Here is a 23073-nt window from a genome sequence, read left to right on the forward strand (position 1 = left end):
GAATATATCAAATCTGAATTTTTCTCATTTTTGAGCCAGAAAATGCAACACGTTAGTGAAGCTTACCGCCAGCTCCCTTATTATCTGCGCTGTTCCCTTTTGCTTATCTGATATTTTTTTCCTTCTGTTCTTCCAAACGGCAATCAGTGCCAACACCATTTTTTGAATTGTGTCCAGATTCCTAGCCGCGCGTTCAGCTTTACGCTTTATGCTGTCCTGCCGGAGGTTGCGGTCAAGATCCCAGTGCATACTTTCAATAGCCCAATGCTGCTTGGTTGTCTGACTAAGCCGCTCAGCACTGCTATCCAGGCTTGAAATGTACAGTCGCTGTTCAGATGTACTTCTGCCATCAGACTTTTTCTCCGTAGATGTGAGTATTTCTATAACTGTCAAATTGCCATTCCATTTCTTCCTGTCATCAATCAGTTCTTCCCCACGGTATATACGGCATACCCTTGACTCAATCCTGCCGTGTTCCAAGTATGGACCTTCCTTGTAGATATCAGTTGGGACGGCGATCTTTATAGAGTCCTCAAGCCCATAGCGCAAAGATCTTTGATTCGCCTTGAGTTCGATCACGAAGTCGCCTCCTTTATCTCTAATCTTGTCTATTATTGCCCTTTGACATGACATGGCATCTGCTGTGACGACACATCCTGACACGTCTAGTTTATCCAATAGTCGGGGCACGGATTTAATTTCATTACTTTTTTCTTTGCAAACATCAGTAGCCAAAGTAAAGCCGGAACGGAGTGAATATGCAGAGACGATATCAGGGTTACGTCCGTTGTCGTACAAGGTACCTCGCATGGCCTTGCCATCAATATAAATGATGTCAGTTGCCGAAGTGGATATTTCCTTGCGGAAAACCTCTGCAAAAGCAGACATTCGATCAGCCATCTTTTCATCGTCGATGCTTTGAAACACACGGCAAAGCGTAGCTTCTGAGGGTAACCCATACGGAAATAACCCTTTGGCCTGCAGGCGTTTCAAGTGACGTTTGCCAAATTGAAGTATTTCAGCTCTGGTAATACACTTACTGAGCCTGCCCAATATTACAAGCATGAGTATATCTTCAAGTTTGTGTTTGAAGTTACCTCTGCTTGTTCTGCGGTATTCAGGGACTGAGGATACAAATTTTCTCAAATGAGTCATGATGCTGCCACGAAGACAGTCAAGGGGGTTCTTCTTTAGTGATATTATGTATAAAAAGTTGTATGTCAACGAAATAAATCGTGTTTTTGCTATTGCAAAAACAAAGGCGGAAGACAATATCAACATCATATCCTATTGAATTCCGCCTATAAAAAAATAAAAATGAACGATAAGAAGAAACACCTAAGGCGGTGCTTCAGCATCGCTGTGCACGAATATAAGCATTTTTACTACAATTACAAGCGATGAACAATATTTCTTAAATGAAAAAGCCGTGTAGGCGACTGGAAAAATATACAAAAATAGTTTGCCAATTCAAAGAAAAGCCGTACTTTTGCAAGCCGATTATTATCACAAAATGATAAGAGATTAATTCATAGCAAGTTAGTGTTCCTTTGTCCGGGGAAGACTAATGAGTGGTGAAGAAAATTTTTAGTAGTAACATTTAAAAAACAAAATTAGAGTGGATACTTTAAGTTACAAGACCATTTCTGCAAACAAAGCGACTGTAACCAAAGAATGGGTTATCGTTGACGCTACAGACCAAACATTAGGCCGTCTGGGAGCAAAGGTTGCAAAATTGCTGAGAGGAAAGTACAAACCAAACTTTACTCCTCACGTAGACTGCGGTGATAACGTTATCATCATCAATGCAGACAAAGTAAAACTGACTGGTAACAAATGGAATGACAGAGTTTATTTGTCATATACAGGTTATCCTGGTGGTCAGAGAGAAATGACTCCTGCCCGTTTGATTGCAAAACCGAACGGTGAAGAGAGATTACTGAAAAAAGTAGTGAAGGGCATGCTTCCTAAGAATATCCTGGGAGCTAAATTGCTGAATAACTTGTATGTTTACGCTGGTAGCGAACACAAACAAGCTGCTCAGAACCCGAAAATGATTGATATTAATTCATATAAATAAGATATAATGGAAGTAGTAAATGCATTAGGCAGACGTAAACGTGCTATTGCACGCATATTCGTAAGCGAAGGTACAGGAAAGATTACTATTAACAAGAGAGACCTTGCAGAGTACTTTCCATCAACTATTCTTCAGTATGTTGTAAAACAACCATTGAACAAGCTGGGTGCTGCTGAGAAGTATGACATCAAGGTGAACTTGTGTGGTGGTGGTTTCACTGGTCAGTCTCAGGCATTGCGTTTGGCAATCGCTCGTGCACTGGTTAAGATGAACGCTGAAGATAAAGCTGCTCTTCGTGCAGAAGGCTTCATGACTCGTGACCCTCGTTCTGTTGAACGTAAGAAACCGGGACAGCCGAAAGCTCGTAGAAGATTCCAGTTCAGCAAGCGTTAATGTGCTGCCTGATAGAGGAATATGTTTAGTATCTAAACTACTGGGACTCTGCTCATAGACTACCCAGCGGTTGGTTTAGAAAAAACAAAAAAGAAAGTAAACGATTTAAAGAAAAACAAGATGTCAAGAACAAATTTTGATACATTATTGGAGGCTGGTTGCCACTTCGGACACCTTAAGAGAAAGTGGAACCCTGCAATGGCTCCTTATATTTTCATGGAACGCAATGGTATTCATATCATTGACCTCCACAAAACAGTTGCAAAAGTAGACGAAGCTGCTGAAGCTTTGAAACAGATTGCCAAATCTGGCAAGAAAGTTCTTTTTGTTGCTACTAAAAAACAAGCTAAACAAGTTGTAGCTGAGAAAGCTCAATCTGTTAATATGCCTTATGTAATCGAACGCTGGCCGGGTGGTATGTTGACTAACTTCCCGACTATCCGTAAGGCTGTGAAGAAAATGGCTACTATCGATAAATTGACTAACGATGGTACTTACTCTAACCTTTCTAAGAGAGAAGTTCTTCAGATTTCTCGTCAACGTGCAAAATTGGACAAGACTTTGGGCTCTATCGCTGACCTGACTCGTCTGCCGTCTGCATTGTTCGTTATCGACGTAATGAAAGAAAACATCGCAGTTCGCGAAGCTAACCGTCTGGGTATCCCTGTATTTGGTATCGTTGATACTAACTCTGATCCTTCAAACGTAGATTTCGTAATTCCTGCTAACGATGACGCTACTAAATCAGTAGAAGTTATCTTGGATGCTTGCTGCGCTGCAATGATCGAAGGTTTGGAAGAAAGAAAAGCTGAAAAGATCGATATGGAAGCTGCTGGTGAAGCTCCTGCTAACAAAGGCAAGAAGAAATCAGTGAAAGCTAGACTCGACAAGTCTGACGAAGAAGCTATTAACGCAGCTAAAGCTGCAGCTTTCATCAAGGAAGACGAAGAGGCTTAATATATAAAATGTGCCAATTTGCTAATGTGCAAGAGTATGCTTATGCGCTTGTATCTTGATTGGCAGATTGGCACATTTTTTTGTTTCGAAAATTATTATTCATTTAAATAAAGGAAATTATTATGGCTGTAAGTATGGCTGATATTACCAAGCTGCGCAAAATGACCGGAGCTGGTATGATGGATTGCAAAAACGCGTTGACTGAAGCTGAAGGCGATTTCGACAAGGCAATGGAAATTATCCGTAAGAAAGGACAAGCTGTTGCTGCTAAGCGTTCAGAACGTGAAGCTTCTGAAGGTTGCGTTTTGGCTAAAACTACCGGTGACCGTGCTGTTATCGTTGCTTTGAAGTGTGAAACTGACTTTGTGGCTCAGAATGCTGATTTTGTGAAACTGACTCAGGATATTCTTGATCTTGCTGTGGCTAATAAATGCAATACTTTGGACGAAGTAAAAGCATTGCCGATGGGTAATGGTACTGTACAGGATGCAGTGACTGATCGTAGCGGTATCACAGGTGAGAAAATGGAACTGGATGGTTACATGACTGTAGAAGGTGTATGCACTGCTGTTTACAATCACATGAACAGAAATGGTCTTTGCACGATTGTTGCTTTCAACAAGGAAGTTAACGAGCTGTTGGCTAAGCAAATAGCTATGCAGATTGCTGCCATGAACCCGATTGCTATTGATGAAGATGGCGTTTCTGAAGAAGTAAAACAGAAAGAAATTGAAGTTGCCATTGAGAAGACAAAAGCAGAACAGGTACAGAAAGCTGTAGAAGCTGCTCTGAAGAAAGCTAATATCAACCCGGCTCATGTGGACAGTGAAGAACACATGGATAGCAATATGGCTAAAGGATGGATTACAGCTGAAGATGTAGCTAAAGCAAAAGAAATTATTGCTACTGTTTCTGCTGAGAAGGCTGCACATCTGCCTGAACAAATGATTCAGAACATTGCTAAAGGTCGTCTGGGCAAGTTCTTGAAAGAAGTTTGCTTGCTGAACCAGGAAGATATCATGGACGGTAAGAAAACTGTAAGAGAAGTGTTGGCTGCTGCTGACCCTGAACTGAAGATTGTTGACTTCAAGCGTTTCACTTTGAAAGCTGAATAATCAGATTCAATTCAATGTGATGTGTCCTTGAAAAAGTAGAACACATTAAACTTAAATGGGATATTCATTAAAACTTCCTATTTGAAGATATAAAAGAAAGGCAACTGATTCATAACGAGTTAGTTGCCTTTCTTCTTGTATTTAAAGAATATTTCTGAAGATATTGGGAAGAACTCGGCCATGCATAACATGAGGCCCATTATCTGGAGAGATTATTTCAATGCTTTGTCTATTTCCTTCATCAGCTTGTCCATTTCCTCCTTTTTATAACCGACAGTAGCGGATATCACTTTTCCTTCTTTGTTAATTAAGTAACTTCTGGGAATGTATTGACTGGCAAACTTACCTGTGACTTCCCGTTTCGGGTCCGGGTAGAGAGGAAATGTAAACCCTTTGCGCTTGTTGTATTCTGTTAATTGATTGTCGGTATGTTCGCGCCCGATTACTAACATACAGAAATCCTTGTTGTCCTTATACTTAGGCCAAAGTGTTTTCTGAACTTCAGCCAGTTCGCTTTGGCAAGGACCACACCAAGTAGCGAAAATATTGATTAATACAACTTTCCCTTTCAGATTCTCTGAGTTTACAGTACCGTTTACGGTTGAATGAAGGGTGAAGGCAGGCATATTATCGCCTACTTTGACGATATCAGCATTGTTGTCTTGTGCGAATGACAATAGTGAGAATAATGCTGCTGCACAGAATAATATTACTTTTCTCATATCTTTAAAATTTCTAGTTACAAAAAGCTATTTAGTTTAACCTCCTATACCTTTTGTTTTGGAGTATCCTTCTTTGATGAGCAGTTCTATGATTTTGGTTTTGAAGTCTCCTTGCACCATAATCTCTCCGTCTTTAGCCGCTCCGCCCACTCCGCATTTGCTTTTTAGTAGCTTACCCAACTCTTTCAAGTCGTTGTCCGTACCTACAAATCCGGTAATTAATGTTACCACTTTACCGCCGCGGTTCTTTTTGTCAATGGAAACTCGCAGGTTTTGTTTGTTTTTGTCGAGGGTGACCTGCTCTTCATCATTATCCGTTTCATAGCCGAAGTCCGGATTCGTGGAATACACTACGTTTAATCTATCTTTCCAATCATTATTTTTCATACTCGTCATTTTTAATCCTTTTCAAAAGTATTAAACTTATGGAAAAGAGCAAAATTTGAACCTCTTTTCATCGTTTTGTTTAATCTCTATTAAGGTTTTCTATTATAGGGTTGTCAGTCTCAAAAAATAATGTACTTTTGCAAAATACCAAATTTTGTAAGAAGTATGAGCACTTATATACGAAAAGAGGCGGATAAAGTGCCGGAGCCTACCTTGCGCAGACTTCCCTGGTATCTGTCCAACATAAAACTAATGAAAGAAAAAGGGGAGCAGTATGTCTCTTCTACACAAATATCTAAGGAAATAAATATTGACGCTTCTCAAATCGCCAAGGATTTGTCTTACGTCAATATCTCAGGGCGTACGAGAGTTGGGTATAACATTGACGCGCTGATTGAGGTGTTAGAGAGCTTTCTTGGATTTACCAATATGCACAAAGCCTTCTTATTTGGTGTAGGTAGCTTGGGGGCTGCTTTGCTTCGGGATTCAGGTTTGCATCATTTCGGACTGGAGATTGTGGCAGCTTTTGATGTGAATCCGGAATTGGTGGGAAAAGATCTGAATGGTATTCCTATTTTTCACTCCGATGACTTTGAGGCAAAGATGAAAGAATACGATGTAAACATCGGTGTGTTGACCGTGCCTATTAATATTGCTCAGGAAATTACAGATAAGATGGTAGACGGAGGTATAAAAGCCGTATGGAACTTTACTCCTTTCCGAATCCGTGTACCCGAGAATATAGTGGTGCAGAATACGTCTTTATATGCTCATTTGGCTGTTATGTTTAACCGATTGAATTTTAACGAGAAATAATGAAGATTATTGCAGTAGGCATGAACTACGCCCAGCATAACAAAGAACTGGGACATACACAAGTAAATACGGAGCCGGTGATTTTTATGAAGCCTGATTCAGCTATTCTAAAGGATGGCAAACCGTTTTTCATCCCCGACTTTTCCAACGAGATACATTATGAAACGGAACTGGTAGTCCGTATCAACCGATTGGGGAAAAATATCGCTCCCCGTTTTGCTAACCGCTATTATGATGCTGTGACAGTCGGTATCGACTTTACAGCCCGTGACCTTCAACGAAAGTTCCGTGAGCTGGGGAATCCTTGGGAGCTTTGTAAAGGTTTTGATTCATCGGCTGCTATTGGGACTTTTGTTCCGGTGGAGCGTTATAAAGATATTCAAAATCTGAACTTCAGTTTGTTGATCGACGGTAAAGAAGTACAGCGTGGCTGTACGGCAGATATGCTTTTCAAGATAGATGATATTATCGCTTATGTCAGTCAGTTTGTAACGTTGAAAATCGGTGATTTACTCTTTACGGGGACTCCTGTCGGTGTAGGTCCTGTTAGCATCGGACAGCGTTTGCAAGGTTATCTGGAAGGGGAAAAACTGCTGGATTTCTATATTCGTTGATCTTTTTTATTCATTAGTACTCATTTGTTATACAAAATATGAAGATAAGAGTAGGCTTTGGCTTCGACGTACACCAGCTGGTCGAAGGACGTGAGTTATGGCTGGGTGGCATTCTTTTGGAACATACAAAAGGGTTGTTGGGGCATTCGGATGCTGATGTATTGTTGCACGCGGTTTGCGATGCTTTGTTAGGGGCAGCGAATATGCGTGATATCGGCTATCATTTTCCTGATACGGCAGGAGAATTTAAAAATATAGATAGCAAAATACTGCTGAAAAAAACAGTGGAATTGATTGCTGCCAAAGGATATAAAGTGGGCAATATCGATGCAACCATTTGCGCCGAACGTCCGAAGTTAAAGGCACACATTCCTTTGATGCAAGAGACGATGGCAACTGTCATGGGAATTGATGCGGATGATATTTCCATTAAGGCGACTACTACCGAGAAACTCGGTTTTACGGGTCGTGAAGAAGGTATATCGGCCTATGCTACCGTGCTGATAGAAAAGTATTCTTAACCCCTAAAACAAATAAATATGATTCGGCTCTTAAAAATTCATTTAACACTTACCTTTTTATTGGTAACGGCTTTTTGTATGGCTCAGAAGAGTGAACTGAAATTTAATAAAGATGGTAAATTCAAAATTGTGCAATTTACCGATGTGCATTTTAAATACGGTAACCGGGCTTCTGATATCGCTTTGGAACGCATTAATCAGGTGCTTGATGATGAATGTCCGGATTTGGTGATTTTTACCGGAGATGTTGTTTATTCTGCTCCGGCAGATTCCGGGATGTTGCAGGTACTGGAACCGGTAGTTAAACGCAAACTGCCTTTCGTGGTTACTTTTGGTAATCATGACAATGAACAGGGAATGACACGGGAACAGTTATATGATATTATCCGTAAAGTTCCCGGCAATTTATTGCCTGACCGGGGAGCGGTCTTATCGCCGGACTATGTATTAACCGTGAAATCGTCTTCTAATGTAAAGAAGGATGCAGCTTTGCTTTATTGCATGGATTCTCATTCCTATTCACCTTTGAAAGATGTGAAGGGATATGCATGGCTTACATTCGATCAGATAAATTGGTATCGCCAGCAGAGTGCAGCTTATAAAGCGCAAAATGGTGGACAGCCTTTGCCGGCTCTTGCCTTTTTCCATATTCCTCTTCCTGAATACAATGAAGCTGCCCGTACCGAAAACGCGATTCTTCGCGGAACTCGTATGGAGGAAGCTTGTGCACCTAAATTGAATACGGGAATGTTTGCGGCAATGAAAGAAGCGGGTGATGTGATGGGTATGTTTGTAGGACACGATCATGATAATGATTATGCAGTGATGTGGAAAGGTATTCTTCTGGCTTATGGACGCTTCACCGGTGGAAATACGGAATATAATCATTTGCCTAACGGGGCCCGTATCATCGTATTAGATGAAGGTACTCGTACATTTACGTCTTGGATTCGTCAGAAAGACGGAGTGGTGGATAAAATTTCCTATCCGGCAAGTTTTGTCAAGGATGATTGGACTAAACGTTGAGGCTTGCGAACTTCACATGGCTAAGGCGCGTGTATTTTGAACCATAGCTTTCGTAGCGGCGTGACACTTTCGCCGATGCAATGTAGATAATATCTCCCAGTCGGTATTCATGTTCTATCCCGGATAGAGTGCATGAAACCGCACTGGGATTTTTTGATGGAATACTTATAATAACGAGGTTTCCACTGGCATCGGTTAAAGTCAGTATCTGCTTGACAAAAAACTGTGGGGTAGTGCCGTTCACTCTTGTTTTGTACGGATCATCTTCCAGTCGTACGCGGGTAACTTTTAATTTTAAGTCAGTCAGTTTTTCCCCTAATTCTCCCAGATACCGGTTTGATGAACGTTTCTCTCTCGACTTTCTGATTATGATATCCAAATGTATGGAATGATAAGCCTGTGCTATTTTAACGAAACGTTCCTGTTTCGGTATTTGGGGGGTGAACTTGTAAGCTATCCAACTTAAATAGGCAGGATCTATCTTCAAAATCTCATGAAGAAAATGTCCCCGGTATTTTCCGAAGAAGACAAGATCGTCACCGTTACTCTGCATTCTTTTCTCATTGTAATCTACCAGGATGATGCAACGCCTTGAATAATAAAACATCGTACTAGCCATCCGGAGGGATTCGTTGATGTCCGGTGACAGGTCATGTATATAAAGAATTGATTGCTTTTCAGGCAGGGGAGAGTACAACCAAAGGGAATAGTTTGGTTTCCCCGGCCGGGGCAACACCACCAAGTAGACTCCTACCTCTTTAAAAGAGGCTCTGCCTCGGTTGTACTCATTCAATTTGGCATACAATAAGGCTTGCTCGTTTTCGGAAATGCCCGGTAATCTAGGGTTAGCCATAATTGTTTTCGCTTTTGGTATATTTCAAATATAAGGATTTTCTTTCAGAAAAGCAACTTTTCTCTTTGAAATCTCGTACATTTGTAACCATGTAAATTTTCAAAATTCGAATGGAAGAACGAAACAAGAGAGTATTGGTTGGTATGAGTGGTGGCATAGACAGCACCGCTACTTGCTTGATGCTGCAAGAACAAGGATATGAGATTGTAGGAGTTACCATGCGCGTGTGGGGAGATGAACCGCAGGATGCCAGGGAATTGGCTGAACGAATGGGGATTGAACATTATGTGGCAGATGAGCGTATTCCTTTTAAAGAGACCATCGTAAAGAACTTCATAGACGAATATAAGCAGGGGCGTACACCGAATCCGTGCGTGATGTGCAATCCGTTATTTAAGTTCCGTGTTTTGACGGAGTGGGCGGATCAGTTGAATTGTGCATGGGTGGCTACCGGACATTATTCGCGATTGGAAGAGAAAAACGGAAATATTTATATAGTAGCCGGAGACGATGATAAGAAAGACCAGTCATATTTTCTCTGGAGATTGGGGCAGGATGTGCTGAAACGTTGCATTTTCCCGTTGGGAGATTATACGAAAGTAAAGGTTCGTGAGTATCTTGCGGAGAAAGGATATGAAGCAAAGTCGAAAGAAGGAGAAAGTATGGAAGTCTGCTTTATTAAGGGGGATTACCGTGATTTTCTTCGTGAGCAGTGTCCCGAACTGGATAGTGAAATCGGACCGGGATGGTTTGTCAACTCTGAAGGAGTAAAGCTGGGGAAACATAAAGGATCCCCTTATTATACGATTGGTCAACGAAAAGGCTTGGAAATCGCTTTAGGAAAGCCTGCCTACGTATTGAAAATCAATCCGCAGAAAAATACGGTGATGCTTGGAGATGCCGGCCAACTGGAAACTGAATACATGTTGGCGGAGCAGGATAAGATTGTGGATGAACGGGAACTGTTCGGATGTGAGAATCTGACAGTGCGGATTCGTTATCGCAGTCGTCCGATTCCCTGCCGTGTGAAAAGATTGGAAGACGGACGTTTGTTGGTACGTTTCCTCGAAACGGCTTCAGCCATTGCTCCCGGACAATCAGCTGTGTTTTATGATGAAAGACGGGTGCTGGGAGGAGCTTTCATTGCTTCCCAAAGAGGAATTGGGCTGGTGATTATAGAAAATGAAGAATTATGATTGATTAAAATAGAAAGATAACTTATGAAGAAGTTTATAGTATTGATTCTCGCTTTAAATATATATGTGGGGGTATCTGCCCAATTTGCTCCGGGGGATACCTTAAAATACCGGATTAGTCTGAAAGACAAAGCGGCTACGGACTATTCCTTGCAAAAACCGGAAAAGTATTTGTCTAAGAAATCTATAGAACGGAGAAAGAAACAGGGATTGCCTATTGATTCTACCGATTTACCAGTTTGCAGGACGTATGTAGATGCCATACGAAAAACAGGTGTTCATGTACTTGTGACTGGAAAATGGGATAATTTCGTTACTGTTTCTTGTAATGACAGTACTTTAATCAGCGAAATAGCTCAACTGCCTTTTGTACGTTCTACAGAAAGAGTGTGGAAAGGTATTGCGCAAAGAGCATTTCAAAGAGACTCATTGATAAATAAACCGTTGCGTACCGATAGCCTTTACGGTCCTGCAATCACGCAAGCGGCTATGAGTCGCGTCGATCTCCTGCATGATGCAGGTTTTAAGGGACAAGGAATGACCATTGCCGTGATTGATGCCGGTTTCCATAATGTGGATAAGATTGATGCCATGAAAAATATCCGTATCCTCGGTGTGCGTGACTTTGTGAATCCGGAGGCAGATATCTATGCAGAAAGCAGTCATGGAATGTCTGTATTGTCCTGTATGGCCATGAACCAGCCGCATGTAATGATTGGCACTGCTCCTGAAGCTTCCTATTGGTTGCTGCGCAGTGAAGATGAATATTCGGAAAACCTGGTAGAACAGGACTACTGGGCAGCAGCTATTGAGTTTGCCGATAGTGTAGGAGTGGATCTGGTGAATACATCTCTTGGTTACTACTCATTTGATGATCCTACGAAGAATTATAGATATCGTGACTTGAATGGCCATTATGCGTTGATGTCCCGGGAGGCAGCGAAGGCTGCCGATAAAGGAATGGTAGTTGTGTGCAGTGCCGGAAATTCGGGTGCGGGTTCGTGGAAGAAGATTACTCCTCCAGGAGATGCGGAGAATATTATAACCGTAGGAGCGGTAAATAAAAGGGGAGAACTGGCACCGTTTTCTTCTGTAGGAAATACGGCTGACGGACGTGTGAAACCGGATGTCGTGGCTGTTGGTTTGAATTCGGATGTGATGGGGACGGATGGCAATCTTCACCGCGCTAATGGAACCTCTTTCTCTTCCCCGATTATGTGTGGAATGGTAGCTTGTTTATGGCAGGCTTGTCCGAAGCTCACCGCAAAGCAGATTATTGATTTGGTACGTCAATCAGGTGACAGAGCCGACTTCCCGGATAATATATATGGATACGGTATTCCCGATTTGTGGAAGGCTTATCTTCAGTACTCTTCCAAGGAAAGGAAATAATATGTATGATAAACGCTATGAATAAGTTGAAGCAATCTGACTCTTTTTCTTGGGGAGAGGGGGAGGAGAGGCTTTCTCTTTTAGAACTGAATGCACTTGTCCGTCGTAGTTTGGAGCAATGCTTGCCCGATGAATATTGGATACAGGCAGAGTTGAGCGATGTCCGTTCCAATACAACGGGGCATTGCTATCTGGAATTTGTGCAGAAAGATCCTCGTAGTAATAATCTCGTAGCCAAAGCACGGGGGATGATTTGGAATAATATCTACCGCCTGCTAAAACCCTATTTTGAGGAAAGCACCGGACAGCTATTTACCTCCGGTATTAAAGTGCTGGTGAAAGTAACTGTCCAGTTTCACGAATTATACGGGTACAGTCTGACGGTGCTTGATATTGATCCTGCTTACACGTTGGGAGATATGGCTCGTCGTCGTCGGGAAATATTATTGCAGTTGGAAGAAGAGGGAGTCTTGACGTTGAATAAAGAACTTGAAATGCCGGTTCTTCCTCAACGTGTTGCCGTCATTTCTTCGGCTACTGCGGCCGGATATGGAGATTTCTGCCATCAGTTGCAACACAATCCGGGGGGATTCTATTTTTATACAGAACTTTTTCCGGCTTTAATGCAAGGCAATCAAGTTGAAGAGTCTGTATTGGCGGCTTTAGACCGTATCAATGCCCGCGTCAATGAATTTGACGTAGTGGTCATTATTCGTGGCGGTGGGGCTACTTCCGATTTATCTGGTTTTGATACTTATCTATTAGCAGCTGCATGTGCACAATTTCCATTACCTATCATTACCGGTATTGGTCATGAACGCGATGATACAGTGCTTGACTCTGTGGCTCATACCCGGGTAAAGACTCCTACGGCTGCTGCCGAGCTTCTGATTCATCAGGTAACGGAAGTAGCAGAGCATCTGGAGGAATTATCTGTACGTCTTCAACAGGGAGCTTATATGCTTCTTGATCAGGAACAACGAAGGTTGGAGGCGCTCCAAATCCGTATTCCCAGTCTTGTTCACCGCAAACTAGCGGACGCTCGTTTTTCTTTGCTGGCAGCAAAGAAAGATTTATCGCAAGTGACAAAAGCATTGTTGGCCCGTCAGTCTCACCGGTTGGAACTTTTGCAACAACGAATAGCAGATGCCTCTCCGGATAAACTCTTGAGCCGGGGATACAGTATTACAATCAAAGACGGGAAAGCGGTGACGGATGCATCTTCGCTGAAATCGGGAGATCGCTTGATAACCCGGTTGCTGAAAGGAGAAGTGCAATCTGTGGTGGAAAAGTAACTATCCGTCGACTGTGTATTTGTAAGAACATTCATCATTAACCATTAAATATCAATCATCGTGGCAGCAAAAAAAGAAACATATTCCCAAGCAATGGAACGTCTCGAAAAGATCGTTCGCCAGATAGATAATAACGAACTGGATATCGATATTTTGAGTGAGAAAATAAAAGAAGCCAATGAGATTATTGCCTTTTGCAAGGATAAACTGACAAAAGCCGACCGGGAAGTCGAAAAATTATTGCAAGAAAAGAGGCTATCTGAAGAATAAAAGTTATTTTTGCGTTTCAATGCAATAGAAAATAAACTAATACATAACAATATGAAAGAAATAGACTGGGCGAATCTGTCGTTTGGATACATGAAGACAGATTACAATGTGAGAATCAACTTCCGTAATGGTGCATGGGGAGAATTAGAGGTTAGTAGTGACGAACACCTCAATTTGCACATGGCGGCAACCTGTTTGCACTATGGTCAGGAAGCCTTTGAAGGACTGAAAGCATTCCGTGGAAAAGATGGTAAAGTACGTATTTTCCGTTTGGAAGAGAACGCTGCCCGTTTGCAATCTACTTGCCAGGGAATTCTGATGGCAGAACTTCCGACAGAACGATTCAAAGAAGCAATTTTGAAAGTCGTAAAACTGAATGAACGTTTTATTCCTCCTTATGAAACCGGTGCTTCTCTTTACATTCGTCCGCTGTTGATCGGAACAAGTGCCCAGGTAGGTGTACATCCTGCTGAAGAGTATATGTTTGTTGTGTTCGTAACTCCGGTAGGTCCATATTTCAAAGGTGGTTTCTCTACCAATCCGTACGTTATCATTCGTGAGTTCGATCGTGCCGCTCCTCATGGAACAGGTATTTATAAAGTGGGTGGCAACTATGCAGCCAGTCTTCGTGCTAACAAGAAAGCACACGATCTGGGTTATTCCTGCGAGTTCTATCTTGATGCGAAAGAAAAGAAATATATCGATGAATGTGGTGCTGCCAACTTCTTCGGTATTAAGGATAATACTTATATCACTCCGAAATCATCTTCTATCCTGCCTTCTATTACCAATAAGAGTTTGATGCAGTTGGCAGAAGATATGGGTATCAAGGTGGAACGCCGTCCGATACCGGAGGAAGAATTGGAAACATTTGAAGAAGCAGGTGCTTGTGGTACTGCCGCAGTAATCAGCCCGATTCAGCGTATCGATGATTTGGAAAACGGAAAATCATACGTTATCTCTAAAGACGGTAAGCCGGGACCTATCTGTACAAAATTGTACAATAAGCTGCGTGGAATCCAGTATGGCGACGAACCGGATACACATGGCTGGGTGACGATTGTAGAATAACTATATATAATGAAATAACACATTTATCAATTAATATTATTCACTATGTTAAAACTAAATTCAGAACTACGTGCTCAGGCACGTGAGGCACTTCGAGGAAAGTGGCCTATGGCAGCCGTTGCTGCACTTATTTATTCAGTTATTGCCGGTGGATTATCTGCTATTCCTGTGATTGGCGGATTATGCTCATTGTTTGTCGGACTTCCGGTTGCATACGGCTTTGCTATCGTGATGCTTGGTGTATTCAAAGGCAAAGAAATTGATTTCGGAGTGTTATTTGAAGGCTTCCAGGACTATGGACGTATTTTTGTAACGAAGTTGCTTCAGGGTATCTATACCGCTTTGTGGATGTTGCTGTTGGTTGTACCAGGAATTATCAAGCACTATTCTTATGCAATGACCGACTATATCTTGAAAGAAGAACCCGAAATGAAAAACAATGCAGCTATTGAGAAAAGTATGGCTATGATGGAAAACAACAAGATGAAACTGTTCATGCTTGATTTGAGCTTTATCGGTTGGGCTATCCTTTCTCTCTTTACTTTCGGTATCGGATTCTTTTTCCTGCAACCTTATGTGCAGGTTGCTCATGCAGCTTTCTATGAAGATTTGAAAGCACAACAAGGTGGAAATGTAGAAGTAAACGTTGAGGTGAATGTTGAGATTTAATAACACGAATCATTCAATATTATAGAAGAATGGAGCATGGAGAAATCTGTGCTCCATTTCTTTTTGTCGGTTGCGTCAAAATCAGTACCTTTGCGGCCTAATCAGGATTGATATGGGAAAGAATAAATTAGAAAAGTTTGCCGATATGGCGAGTTATCCACACGTGTTCGAATATCCTTATTCGGCAGTAGATAACGTGCCTTTTGACATGAAGGGAAAATGGCATAAGGAGTTTTTTAAGAACGATCATCCGATTGTGCTCGAACTAGGCTGCGGACGTGGTGAGTATACCGTCGGCCTGGGTAAGATGTTTCCCGAAAAGAACTTTATAGCAGTTGATATAAAAGGTGCCCGTATGTGGACGGGAGCAACGGAGTCATTACAGGCCGGAATGAAGAATGTCGCTTTCCTGCGTACCAATATTGAAATCATTGAGCGTTTTTTTGCCGAAGGCGAAGTAAGTGAAATATGGCTTACCTTCTCTGATCCGCAGATGAAGAAAGCAACCAAGCGGTTGACTTCTACCTATTTTATGGAACGGTACCGTAAATTTTTGCAGCCGAATGGCATTATCCACCTGAAAACGGACAGCAATTTCATGTTTACCTATACTAAATACATGATTGAAGCGAATCGTCTTCCAGTTGAGTTTATGACCGAAGACTTATATCATTCCGATTTGGTAGATGATATTCTCGGTATCAAGACTTATTATGAACAACAATGGCTCGAGCGTGGTTTAGATATTAAGTATATCAAATTCCGGCTTCCGCAGGAAGGTCAATTGCAAGAACCGGATGTTGAAATAGAACTCGATCCTTATCGTAGCTACAATCGTAGCAAACGTAGCGGATTAAGTACAAGTAAATAGTTTTGTGCAGGAACAATCGCCTTAAAAGTGAACTGACACTTAATCGAATGGTGATTTTAAATAGTAAATAGTAAATCGTCAAATAGTAAATAAAATGACTCTCTATCCTAAATTGATATTAGATGCATTGGCAACGGTGCGTTATCCCGGTACGGGAAAGAATCTGGTGGAAGCGGAGATGGTTGCCGATAATCTTCGTATTGATGGCATGACTGTCAGCTTTTCATTGATCTTTGAGAAACCGACTGATCCGTTTATGAAATCAATGTTGAAAGCTGCGGAAACAGCTATTCATACGTATGTCTCTCCTGATGTGCAGGTAACGATTACAGCGGAAAGTAAGCAAGCTGCCCGTCCGGAAGTTGGCAAGCTTCTTCCACAAGTGAAGAATATAGTCGGCATATCTTCCGGTAAAGGTGGAGTAGGCAAGTCTACAGTGTCTGCTAATTTAGCCGTTGCTTTGGCTAAATTAGGTTATAAAGTCGGTTTGCTTGATGCCGATATTTTTGGTCCTTCTATGCCGAAGATGTTTCAGGTGGAAGATGCACGCCCTTATGCTGAACGTATCGACGGTCGTGATATGATTATTCCGGTAGAAAAATATGGAGTGAAATTATTATCTATCGGTTTCTTTGTCGATCCGGATCAGGCAACTTTGTGGCGTGGTGGAATGGCTAGTAATGCGTTGAAACAGTTGATTGCTGATGCAGCTTGGGGAGAACTGGATTATTTTCTGATAGATCTTCCACCCGGAACCAGTGATATTCATTTGACAGTTGTTCAAACACTGGCCATGACAGGGGCGATTGTTGTCAGCACTCCGCAGGCAGTAGCTTTGGCAGATGCCCGTAAGGGAATCAATATGTTTACCAACGATAAGGTAAATGTGCCTATCCTTGGTTTAGTTGAAAATATGGCTTGGTTTACTCCTGCCGAACTACCTGAAAATAAATACTATATCTTCGGAAAAGAAGGCGCAAAGAAGTTGGCTGAGGAAATGAATGTTCCTTTGTTGGGACAGATACCTATCGTACAAAGCATTTGCGAAGGGGGAGATAATGGTACACCTGTTGCGTTGGATGAAGATTCCGTGACCGGACGTGCTTTCTTATCCCTGGCTGCCAGTGTCGTTCGTCAAGTAGATAGACGGAATGTAGAGATGGCTCCGACTCAAATCGTGGAAATGCATAAATAAGTGGAATCTGGAGTTGGATAGCTTTGCAGTAAGTTATCCATAGGATATAAAACGAGCTTCTGTAGTCTTCTCAAAAACTATGGAGGCTCGTTTATTTATTGGGATCATATAGAATTCGTTGTTGGCGGATTCTCTTCTACAAAATAGTGACGCTATCCAATACAAATAGTGACGGTATATGACAACGATACCGTCACTATCCTAAGCATATACCGTCACTATTTTTTTCTATATCAATCAGGAACCTTGCGTTCATTTATGGCGTCTGTCGGCAACGATTTCTGTTTGGTCCATTTTTAACTTTGAATTACTTATTCAAAGCTTTCATAAGCTCTTTTTTCATGGTGTCTATTCCAGGAAATCCAGTTTGTTTGAAGGTGATATTACCTTCCGGATCAACAATGAAATAAGTGGGAACTCCCCGGATATTGAAGCTGGACATCAGAAAACTCCATTGTTCATTTGTCACACGGAAATGCTCACCATGAATGTCGGTAATCATATTTTCCCAGGTGCCTTTGGGTGAAGTTTCGCCTGTGATGTAGAGGTAGATAATATCCTTGTTTTTTAATTCCTCTTTCATTGGAGTGATGGCTTTATTGGCTGTGCGACAAGGGCCACACCAGGTTGCCCAAAAATCAACTAACAGCGTATGTCCCCGGAATTTAGAGATAATAGATGGGAATAAGTCCTCATTGGAGACTTGTCCCGTCTCGTTTACAGTGAAGCCTGTCTTTCTTTTATTTAATTCTATTTTCTTTATTATTTCTTTGTTCGTTTGAGTAAGCATCTCTGCATATGCCGGGGAAGAAAAAGTTTTTAGTTCGGCATTCTGCTCTGCCGTTAACGGGGTAAAATCCTTTATGGACTGATACAGCTTATTAAATTTAATGTTATCGAATAAGGGTCCTTGTCCCGTTCCCAATGTCTCTTTAAGTACATCTGAAGAATTTGGCAGAAAACTTATCAGGTATATTGTTGATGCGTAATATTTACCGTATAGGGCTTTCAGAGTGTTGATAGAAGTGAACTCTTTCAATATGTCATAGTATCCTGCAGGAATATCGATACGGGTATTGTAGAAATACTCGTCAGTCTGTTCCTTATTCAGTTTATTAACAGCGATATATGCTGATTTTAGTTCTCTCTCTGTTAAGGCGATCTTACCTGTTGCAGCCAGATCTACCTGAATATTTAATAGCTCTTTACATGCATTGCTGTATGAGGATTGTGCAATTTTTTTTCGAATGGATGGAAGATGCTCCAGTACATAAGCCTTGTATTCATCTGCGCTTTTCCCGGCAATGTCGTTGTACATGTCCATGTAATAAACGCTTTTTAATACAATATCTATATTTACGGAAGCTAATTCTTGTTGTAGGCTAGCCAGATAGCCATTAAAGTATATAGGTTCTCCATACGTTTTATCCTTTCTTTGCAGATGCGCCTGTCTACGGCATAGTTCCTTTGTATTGATGATGAGTGATGTCTCTTCGTTGGGAGCTATCAGACACTCGATCCAACCAAAAGGAAGTTCTAATGCTACACTTGTAACGGACGCTACTTTGACCTCCGCCTGAAAAGTGCCGTCTTCTTTGATCTTTATGATATTCTGTTCATTGTGGACATTCAATGCAGGACTTTCTATATGCATCTTCACTTGCTTTATCATATCTTTCTGATAGTCCAGCATTTTCCCTTTGAGTGTAGCAGTCCCATAAACTAACTTAGGAGTAGGCAATATCGCTTTCTTGTTTATTTTGTGTACGACTGCTTCTTTGGGAAGTTTTTGTTTATAGAATGTATCTTTGTCTAATTGTATTCCCCATATCTTATAGGCCCCGTCGAAGTCCCCTTCCGAAAAATCCAGGCTGGTTACATTTTCAGGTATTGGGGGAAATAAGAGTTGAAATTCCGCTTCTCCCGATTCCGGCATCCAGAATTCCTTATCCAATGTGATTCCAACTCCCTTTCGGATGGGATAAAGTATCCCGTTATTATCTTTCAGAAAACTGCCTGTTGCTATTTTAATCCAGTATTTAGGACGATAAAAAGCCTTTATATACACTGTTGTCACTGTATCACTCATGACAATTTTATCAATCTCAATACTATTGGAACTCCATGCTAGAAAAGGAGGCCGCTCGATAACTCTGTCTTTGGCTTGTATGGTGCAGATTGTGCAGAATATTAAACCGATAATCCATGCGAATCTTTTCATGTGAATCATGTTTTATTACACGAACAAATATAAGGATCTTTTTATAACTATCCTTGTGAAAATCGGAAAAAGAAATGACTTTTTTCAGCACCGGGGAAAGATACGTCCGGCACCGGGGAGGAGAGAGTTCCCCACCGATGAACGCCCCTTTCCTCACCGATGAGGAAAGGGAGCGGTATCGGGAAAGTTATTTATTGTAACCGGAATGTGATAGGGAGGGTATACTTAACCGGGACTGCCTGTCCTTTTTGTATTCCCGGTTCCCATTTAGGCATGTTGCCCACTACACGAATGGCTTCTGCATCCAGTGACGGAGATACGCTGCGTAATACTTTTACGTTTGACAAATTACCGTTTACTCCGATAATCATTTGTATGATCACTCTGCCTTGTTCTTTGTTTTTTTGAGCAATGACAGGATATTTGATACTTTTAGCAAGATAATGCATCAATCCGCCTTGTCCTCCCGGAAATTTGGGCATTGTTTCTACTACCGTGAAAACTTGGTCTGCGTTTTCTCCTTTCACGCCCACTGCTCCCGGAGTTGAATCTTCCTGTGGTTCATATCCCACTACAACTACTTCATCCAGATCAGATTGTTTGATTTCTTCCGCCTTGGGTGGTTCAGGATCGGATAGTCTGAAAGCAACGGGAACTGTAAACCTTACATTTACTGCTTCCCCTCTTTGTTTGCCAGGTTGCCATTTAGGCATGGCGGCAATGACACGCATAGCTTCTTTGTCGAGATACGGATTGACACTTCGTTCTACTTTTGTGTCGGCTATACTTCCGTCCTTTTTAACAGTAAAGCTTACAATTACACGTCCTTGTGCGCCGATTGCATGTGCTTCAACCGGATATTTGACATTCTTCGACAAGTAATCCATCAATGCCTTCATCCCTCCCGGGAAATCCGGCATTTCTTCTACAACCTGAAAGACAACGGAATCCGGTACACTTTTAATTTGAGTTTCCGTTATTTTCTTTTCTTTTGTACCCTGCGGAAGAGTGATTTCTTTTGCAAATTTTTCAGTAGTACGTGCTACCATTTCGATGTTACTGACAATCATCAAGATGGCAGCCAAGGGAAGCAACATCAGATATTTTGTTCTTCCTATTTCTTTCGTTCTTCGTTTATTCATCATTTTAATACGATTTTTGAGTGGTAAAACATTGAAACTATTTGATAAATTTGCTGCAGCCTTGTGATGTGCCAGTCCCAATAAGTGGTACTGGTATGATTTACTATCATGTCCCGTCTCCAATACACGATGGTCTGCCATGTATTCGAGGTTTCCTCTGACTTCCCGTTTCATTAACCAGATAAATGGGTTGAACCAGCAGAATATGCACATTATTTCGCTGAAAAGCACATCCACCGAATGGTATTGACGGGCATGTGTCTCTTCATGCGTAATGATTTCACTGATTTCAGATTCCGTATGTGATTGCGGGTGTATGAATATCCAGTGGAAGAAAGAAAAAGGACCTGTTTCTTTCTTTAATAGATGTACGCGTACTCCTTGTATATTGTTTTTTGAGCATTGGAAATGCAATCGGATGATGCTACCCAGTTGTATGAAGAAACGCGCGGCAAGTAATAACATTCCGCTCCAATAAATAATTTTTGCGAACTGTATGATAACCTCTTGCCAATTTATGACAGTTTCTTGTGAAGGAGTAACAACTTGCTCCGGAAGCAGGATGGTTGCATAAAGATCTGCCATTGCCACCATCGGTTCGTGGGCTTTTATCCATCCCTGAATATTCAATAGGGGGTAAAGCAAAGAGATGGCAAAGAAACATAACAAAGCCATTCTGCGCCAGTGGAAGAAGGTGTCTTTATGGAAAAACAACCGATAGAATGCGTAGAACAGAGCTATCGCTACATTTATCTTTAGAAAATAAGCTAGTTCCGGAGTCATGATGATGAATGTTTTCTATTAATCTTCTTTTCCTTTTTCAATAAGATCGATAATGTCTTTGAGATCATCGGTCGAAATCTTCTGGTCTTTGGCAAAGAAAGAAACCATTTCTTTGTAAGAGTTCTCAAAGTAGTTACGAACTACACTACTCATGAAATGACGTTTATATTCATTTTCACGAATGGCGGGAGTATATTGGTAGGTGTTACCCACACGTTTCGGTGTGACATATCCTTTCCGCTCCAGGTTCTTTACGATAGATGCTACTGTGGTATAAGGAGGTGCCGGTTGCGTATACTTTGCAACAATGTCTTTTACGAAACAGCATTGTAACTCCCAAATGTAGATCATTACTTCTTCTTCTTGTATAGTTAACTTTTCCATGGAGATGTTGTTTAATTACGAATACTTCGCAAATCTACGAATATTTCGTAAACATGCAATAGTTAGTCGGTTAATAATTGTAAATGTATAAATCTTGCAAGAATATTTTGATTGTGATATTATCCTGAAAATATTTAGGCATAAAAACAGACTGGATGAGCATTATTTTTGCCTAAATAGTCACACTTTAATAACATTTATGTAATAAATATAATATCTAGAATTTTTTTATATAAAATAAATGAAATATATTTGCGGCTACAAAATATACGTTAAATATGGAAGGGTGCGTTTCAATGCTTTAACCGGTTGCGAATAATTCCCCGCACTTAAAACAAAACTATTAACTAACAATGCTGACCAAAGGGAAGAGGAAGGCAACTAAAAAATGAATGATATGAAAAAAGGTTTGATTTTTGTGCTATTTGCACTTGTTTCTATCGTTTCTTATTCTCAGATTTCTTGGAATGCCAAAGTAGGTATGAATATGAGTAATCTTACAGGTTTGGAAGAAAACTCTATGAAAGTAGGCTTTAATGTTGGTGTTGGAATGGAATATCAATTCACTGAAATGTGGTCTATTCAGCCATCTTTGATGTTTTCTACTAAAGGTACAAAGCAAGATTTTAGTGAGGACGGATATAAAGATGAATACACTTATAATCCAATGTATTTAGAATTGCCTATCATGGCTGCTGCAAGATTTGCTATTGCAGATAACCAGAATATTGTAGTAAAAGCTGGTCCATATCTTGCATACGGTATTGGTGGTAAGGTTAAAAATAGCTGGTCTGATGGCGATGAAAGTGGAGAAGATAAATATGATATCTTCAAAGATGTTAAAGATGAAGATGGTGACATTGTAAATAAGGCTGCTAAGAAGTTCGATTTTGGTATTGGAGTTGGTGTTGCTTACGAAATCAACAAGTTCTTTGTTGACCTAACTGGTAGCTTTGGATTGACTAAACTTTCAGATGGCATTAATGCTAAAGGCGAAAAGACAAGTGTAAAGAACATGAACTTCTCTATCGGTGTAGGTTACAAGTTCTAAACTTATTATACTCTCTTTATAATATCTCTAAAATCCCTCGTTCTATACT

Annotated in this window: 24 protein-coding genes; 17 read left to right on the top strand and 7 right to left on the bottom strand. The window is 41.0% G+C overall.

Going from position 1 to position 23073, the window contains the following annotated elements; genetic code table 11:
• Nucleotides 1-24: 24 nt before the first annotated feature.
• Complete coding sequence (locus tag GD631_RS08260; RefSeq protein WP_223225882.1) at nt 25-1284, bottom strand: ISAs1 family transposase; 1260 nt, start codon at nt 1282-1284, stop codon at nt 25-27.
• Nucleotides 1285-1618: 334 nt separating this feature from the next.
• On the opposite strand from GD631_RS08260, the gene rplM reads away from it, so the two are divergent.
• From rplM to tsf, 4 genes are all read left to right on the top strand, one after another.
• On the top strand, nt 1619-2080 hold the full coding sequence (rplM, locus tag GD631_RS08265; protein WP_004314716.1) for a 50S ribosomal protein L13: 462 nt from the start codon (nt 1619-1621) through the stop codon (nt 2078-2080).
• A gap of 6 nt (nt 2081-2086) precedes the next feature.
• Nucleotides 2087-2473 carry a 30S ribosomal protein S9 gene (rpsI, locus tag GD631_RS08270; RefSeq protein ID WP_004297203.1) on the top strand — a complete coding sequence of 129 codons (387 nt, stop codon included), beginning with the start codon at nt 2087-2089 and terminating at the stop codon, nt 2471-2473.
• A gap of 120 nt (nt 2474-2593) precedes the next feature.
• Nucleotides 2594-3430 carry a 30S ribosomal protein S2 gene (gene rpsB / locus GD631_RS08275; protein WP_004297204.1) on the top strand — a complete coding sequence of 279 codons (837 nt, stop codon included), beginning with the start codon at nt 2594-2596 and terminating at the stop codon, nt 3428-3430.
• A 122-nt stretch (nt 3431-3552) separates the two neighbouring features.
• Nucleotides 3553-4545, top strand: a complete 993-nt coding sequence (gene tsf / locus GD631_RS08280) for a translation elongation factor Ts (RefSeq protein WP_143259014.1) — start codon at nt 3553-3555, stop codon at nt 4543-4545.
• 212 nt (nt 4546-4757) lie between these two features.
• Here the strand turns inward: tsf and GD631_RS08285 are convergent, their stop codons facing one another.
• Both GD631_RS08285 and GD631_RS08290 read right to left on the bottom strand, forming a co-directional pair.
• Nucleotides 4758-5267 carry a TlpA family protein disulfide reductase gene (locus GD631_RS08285; protein WP_087318600.1) on the bottom strand — a complete coding sequence of 170 codons (510 nt, stop codon included), beginning with the start codon at nt 5265-5267 and terminating at the stop codon, nt 4758-4760.
• Between the two features lie 36 nt (nt 5268-5303).
• Nucleotides 5304-5654, bottom strand: coding sequence for a translation initiation factor (locus GD631_RS08290; RefSeq protein WP_087318601.1), 351 nt, complete (start codon nt 5652-5654; stop codon nt 5304-5306).
• A 165-nt stretch (nt 5655-5819) separates the two neighbouring features.
• Between GD631_RS08290 and GD631_RS08295 the strand changes: the two genes are divergently transcribed.
• The 4 genes from GD631_RS08295 to GD631_RS08310 are packed head-to-tail and all read left to right on the top strand — an operon-like array spanning nt 5820 to nt 8631.
• Complete coding sequence (locus GD631_RS08295; RefSeq protein WP_008650453.1) at nt 5820-6470, top strand: redox-sensing transcriptional repressor Rex; 651 nt, start codon at nt 5820-5822, stop codon at nt 6468-6470.
• The gene (locus GD631_RS08300; RefSeq protein WP_143259015.1) at nt 6470-7084 is read left to right on the top strand and encodes a fumarylacetoacetate hydrolase family protein; all 615 of its coding nucleotides are present in this window, start codon (nt 6470-6472) and stop codon (nt 7082-7084) included. The genes GD631_RS08295 and GD631_RS08300 overlap by 1 nt, the downstream gene beginning before the upstream one ends.
• 38 nt (nt 7085-7122) lie before the next feature.
• A complete protein-coding gene (ispF, locus tag GD631_RS08305; protein ID WP_143259016.1) occupies nt 7123-7605 on the top strand; it encodes a 2-C-methyl-D-erythritol 2,4-cyclodiphosphate synthase in 483 nt (160 codons plus the stop codon).
• An 18-nt stretch (nt 7606-7623) separates the two neighbouring features.
• Nucleotides 7624-8631, top strand: coding sequence for a metallophosphoesterase family protein (locus GD631_RS08310; RefSeq protein ID WP_143259017.1), 1008 nt, complete (start codon nt 7624-7626; stop codon nt 8629-8631).
• Here the strand turns inward: GD631_RS08310 and GD631_RS08315 are convergent.
• A complete protein-coding gene (locus GD631_RS08315) occupies nt 8621-9484 on the bottom strand; it encodes an exodeoxyribonuclease X C-terminal domain-containing protein (RefSeq protein WP_143259018.1) in 864 nt (287 codons plus the stop codon). The genes GD631_RS08310 and GD631_RS08315 overlap by 11 nt on opposite strands.
• Nucleotides 9485-9594: 110 nt before the next feature.
• Between GD631_RS08315 and mnmA the strand changes: the two genes are divergently transcribed.
• From mnmA to GD631_RS08355, 8 genes are all read left to right on the top strand, one after another.
• A complete protein-coding gene (gene mnmA, locus GD631_RS08320) occupies nt 9595-10680 on the top strand; it encodes a tRNA 2-thiouridine(34) synthase MnmA (protein ID WP_143259019.1) in 1086 nt (361 codons plus the stop codon).
• A gap of 24 nt (nt 10681-10704) precedes the next feature.
• Entirely contained in the window at nt 10705-12072 is a 1368-nt protein-coding gene (locus tag GD631_RS08325) for a S8 family peptidase (RefSeq protein WP_143259020.1), read from the top strand.
• Nucleotides 12073-12077: 5 nt separating this feature from the next.
• Nucleotides 12078-13367: an exodeoxyribonuclease VII large subunit gene (gene xseA, locus GD631_RS08330; RefSeq protein ID WP_370511917.1), complete on the top strand. Its 1290-nt coding sequence runs from the start codon at nt 12078-12080 to the stop codon at nt 13365-13367.
• 60 nt (nt 13368-13427) lie between these two features.
• On the top strand, nt 13428-13637 hold the full coding sequence (gene xseB / locus GD631_RS08335; RefSeq protein ID WP_004314727.1) for an exodeoxyribonuclease VII small subunit: 210 nt from the start codon (nt 13428-13430) through the stop codon (nt 13635-13637).
• A 51-nt stretch (nt 13638-13688) separates the two neighbouring features.
• A complete protein-coding gene (locus GD631_RS08340) occupies nt 13689-14708 on the top strand; it encodes a branched-chain amino acid aminotransferase (protein ID WP_004305537.1) in 1020 nt (339 codons plus the stop codon).
• Between the two features lie 45 nt (nt 14709-14753).
• Nucleotides 14754-15377 carry a DUF975 family protein gene (locus tag GD631_RS08345; protein ID WP_009038989.1) on the top strand — a complete coding sequence of 208 codons (624 nt, stop codon included), beginning with the start codon at nt 14754-14756 and terminating at the stop codon, nt 15375-15377.
• Nucleotides 15378-15489: 112 nt separating this feature from the next.
• Complete coding sequence (gene trmB, locus GD631_RS08350; protein WP_143259022.1) at nt 15490-16248, top strand: tRNA (guanosine(46)-N7)-methyltransferase TrmB; 759 nt, start codon at nt 15490-15492, stop codon at nt 16246-16248.
• 94 nt (nt 16249-16342) lie between these two features.
• Complete coding sequence (locus GD631_RS08355) at nt 16343-17443, top strand: Mrp/NBP35 family ATP-binding protein (protein WP_004309381.1); 1101 nt, start codon at nt 16343-16345, stop codon at nt 17441-17443.
• A gap of 307 nt (nt 17444-17750) precedes the next feature.
• Here the strand turns inward: GD631_RS08355 and GD631_RS08360 are convergent, their stop codons facing one another.
• From GD631_RS08360 to GD631_RS08370, 3 genes are all read right to left on the bottom strand, one after another.
• On the bottom strand, nt 17751-19664 hold the full coding sequence (locus tag GD631_RS08360; RefSeq protein WP_143259023.1) for a TlpA family protein disulfide reductase: 1914 nt from the start codon (nt 19662-19664) through the stop codon (nt 17751-17753).
• A gap of 191 nt (nt 19665-19855) precedes the next feature.
• Nucleotides 19856-21589, bottom strand: a complete 1734-nt coding sequence (locus tag GD631_RS08365; RefSeq protein WP_143259024.1) for a M56 family metallopeptidase — start codon at nt 21587-21589, stop codon at nt 19856-19858.
• An 18-nt stretch (nt 21590-21607) separates the two neighbouring features.
• Nucleotides 21608-21973, bottom strand: coding sequence for a BlaI/MecI/CopY family transcriptional regulator (locus GD631_RS08370; RefSeq protein ID WP_141408856.1), 366 nt, complete (start codon nt 21971-21973; stop codon nt 21608-21610).
• Nucleotides 21974-22370: 397 nt separating this feature from the next.
• Between GD631_RS08370 and GD631_RS08375 the strand changes: the two genes are divergently transcribed.
• Nucleotides 22371-23024 carry a porin family protein gene (locus tag GD631_RS08375; protein ID WP_143259025.1) on the top strand — a complete coding sequence of 218 codons (654 nt, stop codon included), beginning with the start codon at nt 22371-22373 and terminating at the stop codon, nt 23022-23024.
• The last annotated feature ends 49 nt before the right edge of the window (nt 23025-23073 follow it).

Origin of the sequence: Bacteroides luhongzhouii (assembly GCF_009193295.2) — a bacterium.
Classification (GTDB): domain Bacteria; phylum Bacteroidota; class Bacteroidia; order Bacteroidales; family Bacteroidaceae; genus Bacteroides; species Bacteroides luhongzhouii.